Consider the following 13,715-nt stretch of genomic DNA (forward strand, 5'->3'; position numbering starts at 1 on the left):
CTCTAAGACAGTCCGTTTTTATCTTTAGACTGCCTTAGTGAGGGTATTAATTTTTTACAATAAGTTTGAATACTTTTATCTCAGACGATGTTTTTACAATAATTAAATACAGACCTTCAACCGGAAGGGTATCTTTTATTTCATAGTAATCCTTGTCTTTGTCCTGGATGGTTTTTACCAGTCTTCCAGCAGCATCATGTATTTTTATATCTACCGTTTCCTTCTTGTCTGAAATAATTCTAATCGTAAACGGCTGTCCTTTAGGTACCGGATTAGGATAAATTACAATTCCGTTTTCTCTTTTTCTGGTAACTTTTACCGTATCTTTTTTAATACAGCCGTCCGATGTTGTTACCGTTACAGTGTATTCTCCCGGCTCATAAACATTGATATCCGGAGACGTACTTGTAAATCCGTTGTCAGAAGTCCAGTTGTAGGTTGCATGCGGATCTGTGATTTGCGCAGATGCATTAAAATGAGCTGCATTTCCTGAAGAAATTGCGACATCGGTACCAAGATCTAAACTAATCGTGCTGAAATCATCAACCGAAAAATCATAGCCCGTCACGTTATTATTAGCGTCCGTAATATTCAGGTGATAATTTCCTATTGCCAGATTCGGGAATGAGATTTGTGAGGTTTGAACGGTTATATTCTGTGACGTTCCGTTACCTGTAAGCGTAACATTAAATGGTGCTTTTCCTCCTTTAATATCTAATTTCAGTGTTCCGTTTGTTACCGTACATGTAGGTTGGGTAATCTGATAAATAGATAAAATTTTGTTTCCTAATGCAAACGAGAACACATCTGTTCCGGATAAATCCTGATCAAAAACTACATCTTTAAAATGAACGCCCTGATCATTATCTACATGATCCATCGGCCTCAATATTGGAAGAATTAAAATTCCCCTGTCCTGTTCTGTCTACAAGAAGCCAAAGTTTTTTATCTGCCGGAATCTGCTGAATAATATCTTTGATAGAAAAAACAACTTCTGTAGGAATAGTCTGTGAGGTTTCTGTCGTGAATCTAGCCTTCCATTTTCTCTTTAACAGCCTATATCCAAAAGTCTCATTATCCAACTCAAGGAGTTTTTTGTTATCTCCCCAGATCAGAAAGCTCTGATCTGCAAATTGTGCATTATTTGATTTATTGTCAACCGCGAAATTCTTTGCAGCGATCACAAGCCTTTTTTGCTCTGAAGAACTGGTGGCTTGTTTTTGATATAAGTCCGAGTATCCATCCCTAGCTATACCGGTAATATTAGCCGGATAGTCTGAAAAATCCTCTTGTCTCCAAATCCTTTTATTTTTAGAACTCAGGTATTCGGTGTAAGGCATTGTAATGGCATACTTAACAGCCAGATAAGAATTTACCCTGTTTCTTTCATTAAGGGTAAGGATTTTCCTGTATACAAAAAACTCTGGAAGCTTCCCTTTAAAACTATTCCACTGATGACTCCCTCCATCTTTCCCAACATACATTGAGGAAAGACCGGTCTTACCAATTACTTTGGTGATTTTGGATGAAGGAGTTCCAAATTTAGAATACAAACTGAAAGAAGCCAGTGTATCAATTGAACTTGTATTAATGTAATTGATCTGGTCATTATTGTATCTGAAAACATTTTTAGTGCTGTAAAACAATTCTTTCTCATCTGTATTATCAGTGGTAAATAGAGCTGATTCCTGTACAGCATTTTTATTCTGGTAAGCCGTAAAAAAGTTTATTTTATCAATCGTTTCCATCACAAAAGGAAACTTCAGAAAATCATCTGTCCCATCAAAATTCAGACATTCATTATAGTTCAGCAGTGAATATGCCGGTTTATTGGCACTTGCTAACGCCTGTATCTGATGTTGGTTACCACTATAATCCTGATATAGTAATGCCGGTGTTTGAAGCGAATTGGTTTTATACCAAACACTTACACCACCCACACCTCCGGGTGACTGGGCATAAGAAATGCTGGCAAGCAAAACGCTGAGGATTGTAAATATTTTTTTCATGGATGCGCGTTTTATTTTATGATGAGTTTTCTTGTTTCTTTATACTCCGAAGTCTCTATGGAAATCATATATATTCCCTGAGCATAAGATCTTGTATCTATCGTTTTTATAAACTCACCTTTTGGAAATTTACTTGAACTCTGATCTGTTAATACGAGTTTACCTGAGGCATCATACACCGAAATTTTTATAGCAGACTCAGCCTGCAGGAAAAATCTTACATTTACTTCTTCTTTAGCAGGATTCGGGAAGAGGGTAAAGTGCCCAAGTGCCGATCCGTTAGATATAGTGGAAATGCCTGATTCTTCGCTTGTTCTTTCCTGCGCTTTATATTTGAAAGCAGAAATCATATCAAAACAAGGAGTTATAAAAGCATGGAATCCTGTTCCCATTTGGGCTTCAAATCCAGGAAGCAGAACGATGTCTCTGGATGCGATATATTCAACATTTTGTACAGGGGCAATCACTTTGTTGCTTGCTACGATTTGTTTCGCTAAAATGGTCTGGCTTGTTGTAATATCGTTTCCAGGACTTACCAATGTTGTTAAATCATCTTTATAACAAAAGTCAACATTAGAAACCACGATTGAAAACACCTGATTTCCCCCTGGTAATAAAGGAGTTGTATTGGTTTTTGGAGAAACAATGATTTTATAGGTTACTTTTTCAGGATTTTTAATGTCTACCCTTTCTATAGTGTCTACATCATTTGTTGAGGTATTGGTTGCGGCTCCGGTTACATTACTCATACCTCCCAATTTCCACGGGTAGTAAGTACTTTCGGTTCCGTTAGAATTGATTTTTACAATTTTTAAATCTAAATCATTAATAAGATTGGGACTGTTGAGGTCTACCACATTACTTACCAGATTTCCCTGAGGATCCGTCCATGAGATAGTAGCGGACAAAGGCTGGGTACTTTCATAAGGAACTACATACAGAGTGTATTTATTTCCCTGATTTAAAGTAACTTCTTTTATTAATGTTGATTTTTTATCTCCGTCAATAATTCCTTCTATATTATCATGAATGGCACTTGCTGCTCTTTTCGTGTCTGCCAATCCCCATCCATATATATAATCCGGACCTTCTGTTCCTTTATCGTTTGCGGTATGGGCAAGCAAGGCACGTACCGTAGAAGAAAGCATATATTTTTGTGAAGGACTTACAGATTTGTAATACTGCTGAAGCAAAGTAACAATTCCTGAAACAACAGCCGCGGCAGAGGATGTTCCTCGATAAGTGCCATACGCAGCAGCATAAGTTTCTATGGATGAATATATATCTTCTCCCGGTGCACAAATATCCGGTTTTATCCTGCCGTCATCGGTTGGTCCGTAGCTGCTGAATGTTGAAACATCAAACGCTTCATCTGAATTCATATTAGCATTTTTCTTTGCAGAGGCTACCACCAAAACATTTTTGGACATTCCGGCTCCTTCAAGAAGGTCATATCCATTTTTAGCAGTGACTTGAGGAACAATAGAAGGATCTATTTCCCTTGCATTTCCTGCCGCTTTTACGATCTGTAGGTACGGCTTCAGATACATCAGATTATCCCACGACTGCGCCGTTACATTATATTTCCCAAATTGGTAGGGCTGAAGATACATAGGATCAAAACCATAGCTGTTATTAGCCACCAGTATTCCGTTTGTCCCATTATATGCCTCTGAAAGCATTTCACTAACATCATCCACCCAGTCATATGCATTGATTTTTGCTTCATATGCAATTCCTCTCGCTTCTGCTTCTCCATTATTACCCGCCAATGTTCCGGCTATATTGGTGCTATGGCGTGAAATCGTTTGGTTCTGTGCGCTGTTATAAGTTATTTTACCACTCAATAATTCATGCGTCGTTCTTGGTTTCGAGTAATCCCATTGCCCGATCACCATATTATTTCCGGTGATGTTAAGCCCAAGCCCTCCTCCGGTATATAAATTATCGGCTTTTGTCATTTTTGCAGCTCCGGCATTAAGGGTTGTATAATACATCGGTTTCCCGTTCTCGTCTGATCCTATAAGTTGTTTTTCATTTCCTTTTTCAGAAATAAATTCTTTATGACCCAAGCCTTTAAGCCTTTGAACTTCATTTTTTTGCTTTTGGCCATAGTCTTTTATTTTACTTTGAAAAGCCTGAATTTCTCTCTCCTCTGGATTTTCTTTTAACTCACCTTTGGTTTGTCCATATGATGAAAAAAAGAAAAAAACGGCAATCCCTAATATAGATTTATGGTAAATTTTCTGCATCCGGATAAATTTAATTTGTGTTTTGTATGAGAATATAGAACATAAAGAAATCGACCTTGCTCTTAAAAGCTAAGGCCGTTAAATTCCTAAAATCCTATTTTTTAAGTAATTCTATTTTTTTCTTGAGTTCTTTATTCTCTTCTCCTAAATGTTTTACATCTTTATTAAGCTGGATAACATATAGAGTCAGCTCTTCTATTTTCTCAAGAAGTTTTGCATCCATCTCACCCAGATTGACCCCATTTTTCACAACATCTTCTGCTGATGGAATATTAGGCAAATGCCCTTTTTCGTCAATATGCTTTTCAACATCAGACAGGGTAAGAAGCTTATAGTTTTTATTGAAAACATAATCTGCCCAACCGTTTGCAGAAGCAACATCTACTTTAACCTTTTCGGTTCTTATTCCATCTTTTACAAAAAGTTTATATTTTGTTCCATCTGGAGTACTCCCATCAGCAGTAAGCGGAGTGGTAAATTGACCAATACCAATGGTTCCATTGTTACCTATAATCCAGTTTCCAATATTCAATTCATTAGAAGGCTGGGGGTTTACCGGAAGAAGATTGTTCCCTATATAAATATTCCCGGCCGCATTTTCTGCATCTGGAACATTATTTGATCCTATAGCAATATTATAGTTACCTTTTTTTGTATAAATGAATTTTGACCCAGTACTGTATTATAGTTTCCATCAATCAACCTGAGCAAAGCTGTTTTCCCCACAGCCGTATTTCCTATCAGAGGAATTGAAGCTGTACTTCCCGTGGCCCGTAATGCCTGAAAGCCTACTGCAGTGTTAAACTCACCACTAACCATACCGCTTAGGTTATTGAGCCCGACTGCTACATTATTGCTAGCATCGACTGAAAATTGCATTGCATTAATTCCTAGAGCTAAATTTCCAATTCCGATAGTACTGTTAGTCATTGTATTATACCCTAATGCCGTATTCGAGCTTCCGGTTGTATTAGAGCTCATAGAACCTAATCCTACTGCAACATTGGCGTAGTTACCTGTCGGATTATCTGATGGAACTTCATTTCCCCCTCCTATATATAAGTTGTAAGCCCAAGTTTGTGAATTTATATTATAAAATGCGAGTCTTCCACTAGGTGATAACCTCATCTTTTCAGATCCATTAATTTTAAAAATTAAGGGTTGATTATCCCTTGTCCCAACAAAGTCTGTAGCAGGATTGGTCCCTGAATTACCCGTTGTATTCCAAGATTGAGAAAAATAAAAATGAGAAAGCGATACTAGAGTAAGTAGTAGAGTTTTTTTCATAAGTATGTATGTGTTTATTATTTAATCGAATAAAGATTTATTAAAAAGAAGCCTCTTTGTAGCCTAAAACCAGCAATATTATTTTGCCTGTTCTATGTTATTTCCTAATTATACATTCCAAATTCATTGAAAATACCCATAACAATACACACTCATTCTGAGGCAGATTGGCATTTTTGAATATTATAAATAACAGGCCATAACTTTTTAGCAATACTAAAAGCTGATGATTGTCGAATAATAGTTATTGATGTAATTCCAGAATAGGAAAAAGAGGAGAATGGTTTCTAAATAGATAGTATATTTTTTTTCATCGTTTTTGTTGTGTGTTTGTGTTTTTTAGATTTGCAAATATATAAAACTTCCCATACCAATGAAAAATTATTTGAAAAATTAATATTCAACACATAATAAATTGCTCCTGAAATTTTATTATGTTAATAACGTTAAATACAAAAAACAAAAACCGCCGCATTATATGCGCCGGTTTTTTACAATATTCAAAATTAAAATAATTTATCCGTTTTGTTGGTTACCCAAGAAAGCATCCCACCCTTGTGCCGTAAGAGCAACTAACTGGTTGGAACCTCTTGCTACCATAAAGTTTCCTTCTTCTTTTTCTACAGCGTGCCCGATAATAGTAAAATCCGGATGGTTTCTAATTTTTTCAAAATCTTCCGGAGCAATTGTGAACAGCAGTTCATAATCTTCACCACCACTTAAAGCAGCCATCACAGGATTTAAATTAAATTCATCAGCGGTTGTAATGGTAAGATTATCCATTGGAACTTTATCTTCATATAATCTGAAGCCTACTTCCGACTGATCAGAAAGATGAAGGATTTCCGAGGCAAGACCGTCAGAAATATCAATCATGGAAGTCGGTTTAATATCCAGCTGCTCCAGAGTTGCCTTCACATCCGTTCTGGCTTCCGGTTTAAGCTGTCTTTCTAAAATGTAATCATAGCCTTCCATTTCAGGCTGCATATTAGGATCAGCAAGGTACACGGCATGTTCTCTTTCCAGGATCTGAAGTCCCATATAAGCTCCGCCAAGATCTCCGGAAACCACTAAAAGATCATTAGATCTGGCGCTGCTTCTTTTGACGATATTTTCTTCATTTTCAATTCCTATTGCGGTAATACTCATTACCAATCCTGCATTGGAACTTGTGGTGTCTCCACCTATCAAATCCACTTTATAACGGGTACAGGCCGCCTGAATTCCTGCATAAATTTCTTCCAGCGCTTCTACCGGAAAACGGTTTGAAACAGCCAATGAAACCAATATCTGCGTTGGTGTAGCATTCATTGCGGCAATATCACTTAGGTTGACAACAACGGCTTTATAGCCTAAATGTTTTAACGGAACATAGCCCAGATTAAAGTGAACTCCTTCTGCCAGCATATCGGTGGTAAGGACTACTTTTTTATTTCCCGGATTAATAACCGCCGCATCATCTCCCACTCCAAGCTCCGAAGATTCATTAGAGAGAGGAAAATGTTCTGTTAAATGTTTAATCAGTCCAAATTCTCCTAATTTAGAGATGGGTGTTAATTCCTGAGATTTATCTTCAAACATATAATTTCTTTTTGGGTAAAATGCCCAGCGTAAAATGTACTCATAACATTATATACTGAACTTTAAGTCTTTAACTATTTTGTGAACGCTTCGGGATCGATATTATGAGGATGGAAAGGGAATTTCTTGAAATCCTCTCTAGATAAAACTACAGTTTCAGGAGTTTTATACTTATTCATCGCTTCCACAACATCATCCGGCGGAGTTGTCATTTTTCTCAGCATCATATCGATCCACACTCCTGTTGCTTCTGATGTTGCACAGTGTACGCCATCCGGAGTGTAAAATTTATGCAGGAAACGGTAGATCGAAGAATCTTCTGAACATCCGTCTATTTCTACACTTACAATAACGGTCTGGTCGGCATAGATTTCTTTGAAAAAAGAATATCTTTCGTGCAGCATCACCGGCCCGATTCCCCATCTGCTGAGCTGGGTAACGCCCATTTTTTCTTTAGTCATGAACGCCATCCTGGCCTGAGCGCAGTACTGGACATATGATGAATTGGCTAGGTGTTTGTTGGCGTCAAGATCGCTCCAACGCACTTCGAAGGTATGGTAGAAAGTCATTTAAAAATCGTTTTTAGAATAATTAAATTATATTCTTCAAAAATACTCAAATAAGATGGTTTATAAAAATTGTACTTTTGGAAAAATAATCTTCAGCATAAGATTACCGTACGTATGAAGCAAATTATCATTATTGGAGGCGGTGCGGCAGGATTTTTCTGTGCATCAAACCTTGACGAAAAGAAATATAAAATTACCATCCTTGAACAGAACTCGGATGTTCTGCAGAAAGTGAAAATTTCCGGAGGCGGACGATGCAATGTAACCCACGCCTGCTTCGATCCAAAAGAACTGGTTCAGTTTTATCCGCGTGGCAACAAAGAACTCCTGAGTGTTTTCACAAAATTCCAGCCTGGTGATACCATGGAATGGTTTGATCAGCGCAATGTTCCGCTAAAAATAGAAGGCGATAACAGGACTTTTCCGGAAAGCAATTCTTCACAGACGATTATCAATACTTTTCAGAAAGAGATCCAGCATAAAGATGTAGAGGTAAAAACGAAATGTTCAGTTAAAGAAATTAAAAAACAGGATGAAAAATATCTTGTTGTAACCAGTTTAGGTGATTTTTCAGCTGATTATGTTGTTTATACAACCGGAAGTTCTCCAAAATCGTTGAAAATTGCGGAAAATTTAGGCCATACTATTGTGCCTCTTGTTCCCTCGCTTTTTACTTTTAATATCAAAGATGATTTATTAAAAGAATTACCGGGAACAAGTTTTGAAAATGCTGAAGTTTCTATTCCATCATTAAAAACGGAAGAAAGTGGGCCGCTTCTGATTACTCATTGGGGCCTTTCCGGGCCTGCAGTGTTGAAAATTTCGGCCTGGGAAGCGATAAGCTTAGCACAACTGAAATATCAGGTTGAAATTGAAGTCAATTTCATTGTAAAAACGATGGATGAGGCCGAAGAATTATTTCAGAATGCCAAATTAAGTCACCCCAAGAAAACCATAGGTCAATCTAAAATGTTTGACATTACCAACCGGTTCTGGCATAAAGTTCTTGAAATTTCAAAAGTAGACCTCAACAAACAGATCGCTAATGTTTCCGGAAAAGAAACGCAGACCATTCTGGAAAACTTATGTAAAAAGAAGCTTAAAGTAACAGGGAAATCTACCTTTAAAGATGAATTCGTTACCGCCGGAGGCATTGATTTAAAGGAGATTAACTTTAAAAACATGTCTTCAAAAGTTCTTCCTAATTTTTATATTGCAGGTGAAGTTTTGAATATTGATGCTGTAACCGGAGGGTTTAATTTCCAGGCTTGCTGGAGTGAAGCCTGGCTGATTGCACAGGATCTGAATAGTTTATAATATTATTAAAAAACAGCTATGAAAACAATATCGCTAGTTATTTTTCTCTTAGGATCACAACTTATTTTTTCTCAAACAGTACAACAAGAAGAACAGCAGAAACCAGCTCAATTATTATCGGAATCTAAAGTAAATGATACAATATATACTCCTGCAGAATTTCCTGGCGGAATACCTGCCATCAGAATGTATATAAGTAAAGAAATAAAGTCTTCTACATTCACGAAGTCCGGACAATTCAAATCAGTAACAACCTTTGATATCAATCCCGATGGGAGTATAAGTTCTGTTTCAACAACGGGAAATAATCCTGCCCTGAATAAAGAGATGGATCGCGTTATAAAAGCTTTAAAGACCAAATGGAAACCTGCTACTAAAAATGGGCAAGCAGTAAAAGCAACGTACCACATTCCCATGAATTTAAATATTTAAAATGCGGACCCTAACAGCTTATAAATTAAAACCATGAAAAAACTATTAGCATTCATTTTATGTCTTGGATCTGTACTTGTCTTCTCTCAGGTAAAGGAAACAGAAAGTCCACCTTTTGAGAGTCATTCTACAGACACCCATCCTTCTGAAGAACCCAAACAAGCAGAATATCCCAGAGGGATCAATGTATTTATGAGGGAAGTGTCTCAAAAAATAGATATCAAACGAATCAGAGGTACTGGGCAGGTACGAGCTAACGCAAAGTTCTCTGTTAATGCTCAAGGTGAAATAGAAAAAATTTCTATTACAGGGAGCAACGAAACCATGAATAAAGAGGTAGAAAGAGTGATGAAGTCTATGAAAACCAAATGGACTCCAGGAGAATACAAAGGAAGTCCTGTAGAGACCTGGTATACCCTTCCTTTCATTGTTAATTTTGATAATTAAAATGCTTTCAGTCAGAAGAAATATTGCTGTTTTCTTGAAAATCCTTTTTATTCTGGGATTCGGATATTTCTTTTGGCTGATGCTTTCCATTACCCTGGAATATATTCCTTTCAATCCCAATGTAAGCTTTCTGATGATCAAGCAGACCGAAGTGGAACACAGGCCGGAATATCTTTATTTTTTCTACACCCATATATATACCAGTATTTTTGTTCTGCTTTTTGGATTTTTAGCCATTCTGAAAAAGGATTTTGGGTTAAAAAACTTCCATAAAAACTTGGGCAAATTATATATTTTCTTAATTTTAATATTGGCAGCTCCTTCAGGAGTTTATATGGGTATTCTTGCCAATGGTGGAATTTTATCAAAGATTTCATTTGTCATGTTAGGCTGCTTATGGTGGTTTTCTACCTATAAGGCTTACCAACTGGCACGGCAGAAAAAATTTATACAACATAAACATTGGATGTGGCGGAGTTTTGCATTAACGCTTTCTGCCATCACTTTAAGGATGTGGAAAGTAATTATTGTATATTTATTCCATCCCAATCCTATGGATGTCTACCAAATCATCGCATGGCTGGGCTGGATTCCTAACCTTCTTCTCATTGAATATCTAATTACAAAAAAACATATATGAAAATTTTAAATTACACGCTCATTTCTTTATTGGCTGCTGCTTTGATCAGCTGTAAAAAAGATGGAAAAATCAGTAACATCGGGAAGGATTCTCTTACTGCAAAAAAAGATTCGGTTATTGTTCCTGAAATCTATAAAGAATATTATGGAATTTACATGGGAGATTTTGCAGGAAAAGGTATGGTTACCTCTGAAGATGGAGAAGAATATGAAGGCGAAATCTACAAGAAAATTTCTTTAAAAATTAACAGAATTACGAAAGACAGCGTTTACGGTCAAAGTATTGTAAGCGGCAATCAGCGTCCGTTTCGAGGTGTTTTTAATGAAACTTCAAAATCTTTTGTCCTGGATGAGCCTGGAAATAATAAAACTGACGGAAGATTTGAGGTTAAATTAAATAATGACAGCCTAACCGGAAACTGGAACGCCTTCAATAAATCAGCTGTAAAATTACCTTTGAAAACTTTAAAACTGATAAAGAAAGAATTTGTATACAATCCCAACTTCATGCTGGATGAAAATTCAGACTTGGTAGACTGGACGAATCCTAAAAGCGTTACAGAAAAATACACTGATGAAGAAACCGGAAAAACAGAAACCTACAAAGCTTCTAAGAACAGATTTGCGTCTGATGCTATTTTTAAGATCAATGCTTCTAAACAGAAACTCACCGAAAAAGAACTGAAAAATTTAAGAAAACTGGATCTGGAGATCATTAAAAATGCAGTATTTGCAAGACATGGATATTCCTTTAAAAAAGAAACATTCAGAAATTTCTTTGAACGTACGGATTGGTATATTCCGGTTTCTAACAATGTAGATAAAGACCTTACTCCCATGGAAAAGGAAAATGTAGTCCTGCTGAACCGTTTTATACAATATGCGCAAGATAAGTATGACAGTTTCGGAAGGTAACTAAGTAAGAATGCAATGTGTCAACCCCTAGTTACTCTTTAGTAAGCTTTTTAAATTGTATTGATTCACTGTATTTTACCCAAAGATAAAGGATAAAACATCCGGCTGCATAGCACAGAATATCGATCCAGGAAAAAGAATTTCCAATCACAATATACATTAGGCTTCCCGGACGGAAGCCTAATTTTTCTGCGATATTAAAATACTGTGCAAACTCTACCAGGCAGGAAAAAACAAGAATTCCCAGAATAAGTTTTTGATTATTTACAGAAACAAAGCTCTTCACAAAAGTGTACAGGAGCATTACCACGATGACATCTCCAAGATAAGCCCTTACAAAGAAAATATCCTTTAGCACTGTGGCAATTAAGACTTCGACAAGGAAAATCAGAACCGTTAGAAGAAGATATTGTAAGCTGAATTGTAATTTCATAGATCTGGCATAAAAAATCAGCATTCAATGAATGCTGATCTATAAGTTATGATACAAAGATATTATTTCTTTACTTTCACCGTGCATCCGATTGCAACAGTTTTTGTCATTTTCACGGGTTTCCCTTCTATCAAAGCATTCACTGCATCCTGAACGTAATATTCTGAAACATCATTCGGATTTTCATAATTGTTGTCGATAGCCCCAATATACTTCACGATATTCTTACCATTTTCTTTCTGCAGCACAAATACATGCGGTGTTTTTGTAGCTCCATATTGTGGATAAACCTTTTGTCCTTCATCTACTAAGTATGGGAAAGTAAATCCTCTTTGTGCAGCTCTTTCGATCATCTCCTGATAGCCATCTTCTGCCTGTATGTTTGGATCATTCGGGTTAATGGCAATCACCGGATAGCCCTGCTCTTTATACTTTTTATCAAGCTCCATAATCCTGTCTTCATACTTTTTAGCATACGGACAGTGGTTGCACGTGAATATCACAATAAAACCTTTAGCCGTCTTAAAATCGCTGAGGGAAACCATTTTTCCATCCACATTTTTCAGTTTAAAATCTGTTGCCACATCTCCTATTTCATAGCCTTTTGCTGTATTGGTGTTGCCATGAGAAACGTTTTTACCATGACCTACTGTGGTAAAACTCAACAGGCCTAAGGCGAAGATAAAAGCGGCCAGCAATATTTTCAGGTTTTTCATAAGATATTTATTATAAATTTTGTTCTACTAATTTTTCAAGATCTTCCTTGCTCATCTCACCATCGTTGAAATAAACTTTCTGTCCGTTTTTGTAGAAGATCGTTACCGGAATATTTCCGTCCCAGTCTTTATTAAACCTTGGGATCCAGGTATTCATTCTTTTGATATCATCCAGTAAAATAACCTCAGCTGTCAGGTTCTTGTTTTTAATGAATTTAACCACTTTTTCCATATCCGCCAGTCTGTCCAGTGATACTAAGATCATTTTAAATTTAGGATTGCCTGCATATTTATTATTCACCTCCATAAAATGAGGAAGTTCTTTCACACAGGGTCCACAGGTTGTCGACCAGAAGTTGACCACAAGAAACTTATCTTTTTCCTGCTGAATACGCTTTTCCAGCTCTTCGTATTTTACAGAAACAACTGCAGCCTGCTGCGCTTTAACAATACTGAAGCACACAAGCACAAATAATAAATTAAAGAAATTCTTCATACTCAAAATTAGTAAAAAGCTTTTACCCGGAGTCGATTTATTTAGTTTAATACGGTTTATGTTGATTTATTTTCAAAACTAATCACATTCAGTTGAAATATTGAAATAAAAACGTACTTTAGTATGACCAAATTAAAAATTTTAATCATGAAAACATCAACTCTTCGAAAGAGAAAATTAACAAAGAACGAATTGAAAGAAATTAGTGGCGGTAAAAAACCTTTTTGCCCAAGAGTAGTAAGCTGTTTTGTTCGGGAAACAGGAGAAGAAAGATCCGGAGTTCCTGGTGAACAGGACGGGTATTGCTGTTAACGAAACCGGATTAACTCCAAATTAATTAAAACAATTCATTATGAAAAAGTTAAACATCCAGAGAAAAAAATTAACCAAAAAAGAATTAAAGGAAATTAACGGAGGAAACGATACAGACTGCCTTATGGAATGTCTTTGTTTTTCTACCGGTCCCGGTGAACCTTATATCGGAACGTGCAATCCAAAAGGGGTTTGCTGCTAAATAACTAACCGGAAATACAATCTTCACAATACTAAACGAAAGCTTTTCACTTTCGTTTTTGTTTTTTCTAAATCATCCGTCCTAATAAAATAGAGCAATATTTTTACT

General features: G+C 36.5%; 17 protein-coding genes. 7 read left to right on the forward strand and 10 right to left on the reverse strand.

All coding sequences use genetic code 11. From position 1 onward, the window contains the following. Window positions 1–46 precede the first annotated feature (46 nt). From IW15_RS01895 to IW15_RS01925, 7 genes are all read right to left on the reverse strand, one after another. Complete coding sequence (locus IW15_RS01895) at window positions 47–880, reverse strand: T9SS type A sorting domain-containing protein (RefSeq protein WP_034708839.1); 834 nt, start codon at window positions 878–880, stop codon at window positions 47–49. Then, a complete protein-coding gene (locus IW15_RS01900; RefSeq protein ID WP_034708840.1) occupies window positions 864–2,009 on the reverse strand; it encodes a hypothetical protein in 1,146 nt (381 codons plus the stop codon). The genes IW15_RS01895 and IW15_RS01900 overlap by 17 nt, the downstream gene beginning before the upstream one ends. An 11-nt stretch (window positions 2,010–2,020) precedes the next feature. Further along, window positions 2,021–4,261 (reverse strand): S8 family serine peptidase, encoded by a 2,241-nt coding sequence (locus IW15_RS01905; protein ID WP_034708842.1) that lies wholly within the window; start codon window positions 4,259–4,261, stop codon window positions 2,021–2,023. Between the two features lie 94 nt (window positions 4,262–4,355). Then, entirely contained in the window at window positions 4,356–4,793 is a 438-nt protein-coding gene (locus IW15_RS01910; protein ID WP_051881704.1) for a hypothetical protein, read from the reverse strand. A gap of 92 nt (window positions 4,794–4,885) precedes the next feature. After that, the gene (locus IW15_RS01915) at window positions 4,886–5,389 is read right to left on the reverse strand and encodes a P-loop NTPase family protein (RefSeq protein ID WP_131368453.1); all 504 of its coding nucleotides are present in this window, start codon (window positions 5,387–5,389) and stop codon (window positions 4,886–4,888) included. Between the two features lie 675 nt (window positions 5,390–6,064). Next, window positions 6,065–7,129: a thiamine-phosphate kinase gene (thiL, locus tag IW15_RS01920; protein WP_034708847.1), complete on the reverse strand. Its 1,065-nt coding sequence runs from the start codon at window positions 7,127–7,129 to the stop codon at window positions 6,065–6,067. Window positions 7,130–7,203: 74 nt separating this feature from the next. Further along, window positions 7,204–7,698 (reverse strand): acyl-CoA thioesterase, encoded by a 495-nt coding sequence (locus tag IW15_RS01925; RefSeq protein ID WP_034708849.1) that lies wholly within the window; start codon window positions 7,696–7,698, stop codon window positions 7,204–7,206. Window positions 7,699–7,812: 114 nt separating this feature from the next. On the opposite strand from IW15_RS01925, the gene IW15_RS01930 reads away from it, so the two are divergent. The 5 genes from IW15_RS01930 to IW15_RS01950 are packed head-to-tail and all read left to right on the forward strand — an operon-like array spanning window position 7,813 to window position 11,448. Next, window positions 7,813–9,015 (forward strand): BaiN/RdsA family NAD(P)/FAD-dependent oxidoreductase, encoded by a 1,203-nt coding sequence (locus tag IW15_RS01930; protein WP_034708851.1) that lies wholly within the window; start codon window positions 7,813–7,815, stop codon window positions 9,013–9,015. An 18-nt stretch (window positions 9,016–9,033) separates the two neighbouring features. Further along, window positions 9,034–9,447, forward strand: a complete 414-nt coding sequence (locus IW15_RS01935; protein ID WP_034708853.1) for an energy transducer TonB — start codon at window positions 9,034–9,036, stop codon at window positions 9,445–9,447. A 33-nt stretch (window positions 9,448–9,480) separates the two neighbouring features. Further along, a complete protein-coding gene (locus IW15_RS01940; protein ID WP_034708855.1) occupies window positions 9,481–9,894 on the forward strand; it encodes an energy transducer TonB in 414 nt (137 codons plus the stop codon). Between the two features lies 1 nt (window position 9,895). Next, window positions 9,896–10,534, forward strand: coding sequence for a DUF2306 domain-containing protein (locus IW15_RS01945; RefSeq protein WP_034708858.1), 639 nt, complete (start codon window positions 9,896–9,898; stop codon window positions 10,532–10,534). Beyond that, complete coding sequence (locus IW15_RS01950; RefSeq protein WP_034708860.1) at window positions 10,531–11,448, forward strand: YARHG domain-containing protein; 918 nt, start codon at window positions 10,531–10,533, stop codon at window positions 11,446–11,448. Before IW15_RS01945 ends, IW15_RS01950 begins: the two co-directional genes overlap by 4 nt. Before the next feature lie 31 nt (window positions 11,449–11,479). Here IW15_RS01950 and IW15_RS01955 read toward each other — a convergent pair whose 3' ends face one another. The 3 genes from IW15_RS01955 to IW15_RS01965 all read right to left on the reverse strand — a co-directional run bounded on the left by IW15_RS01955 (window position 11,480) and on the right by IW15_RS01965 (window position 13,093). Further along, window positions 11,480–11,881: a ribosomal maturation YjgA family protein gene (locus IW15_RS01955; RefSeq protein ID WP_034709810.1), complete on the reverse strand. Its 402-nt coding sequence runs from the start codon at window positions 11,879–11,881 to the stop codon at window positions 11,480–11,482. Between the two features lie 62 nt (window positions 11,882–11,943). Continuing rightward, complete coding sequence (locus IW15_RS01960; RefSeq protein ID WP_034708863.1) at window positions 11,944–12,597, reverse strand: thioredoxin family protein; 654 nt, start codon at window positions 12,595–12,597, stop codon at window positions 11,944–11,946. Between the two features lie 10 nt (window positions 12,598–12,607). After that, window positions 12,608–13,093: a TlpA family protein disulfide reductase gene (locus IW15_RS01965; RefSeq protein WP_034708865.1), complete on the reverse strand. Its 486-nt coding sequence runs from the start codon at window positions 13,091–13,093 to the stop codon at window positions 12,608–12,610. 147 nt (window positions 13,094–13,240) lie between these two features. On the opposite strand from IW15_RS01965, the gene IW15_RS01970 reads away from it, so the two are divergent. After that, on the forward strand, window positions 13,241–13,405 hold the full coding sequence (locus IW15_RS01970) for a bacteriocin (protein ID WP_165585151.1): 165 nt from the start codon (window positions 13,241–13,243) through the stop codon (window positions 13,403–13,405). A gap of 40 nt (window positions 13,406–13,445) precedes the next feature. Continuing rightward, complete coding sequence (locus tag IW15_RS22445) at window positions 13,446–13,607, forward strand: bacteriocin (RefSeq protein WP_117584536.1); 162 nt, start codon at window positions 13,446–13,448, stop codon at window positions 13,605–13,607. Window positions 13,608–13,715: the final 108 nt, after the last annotated feature.

Source organism: Chryseobacterium soli (assembly GCF_000737705.1).
Lineage (GTDB): Bacteria > Bacteroidota > Bacteroidia > Flavobacteriales > Weeksellaceae > Chryseobacterium > Chryseobacterium soli.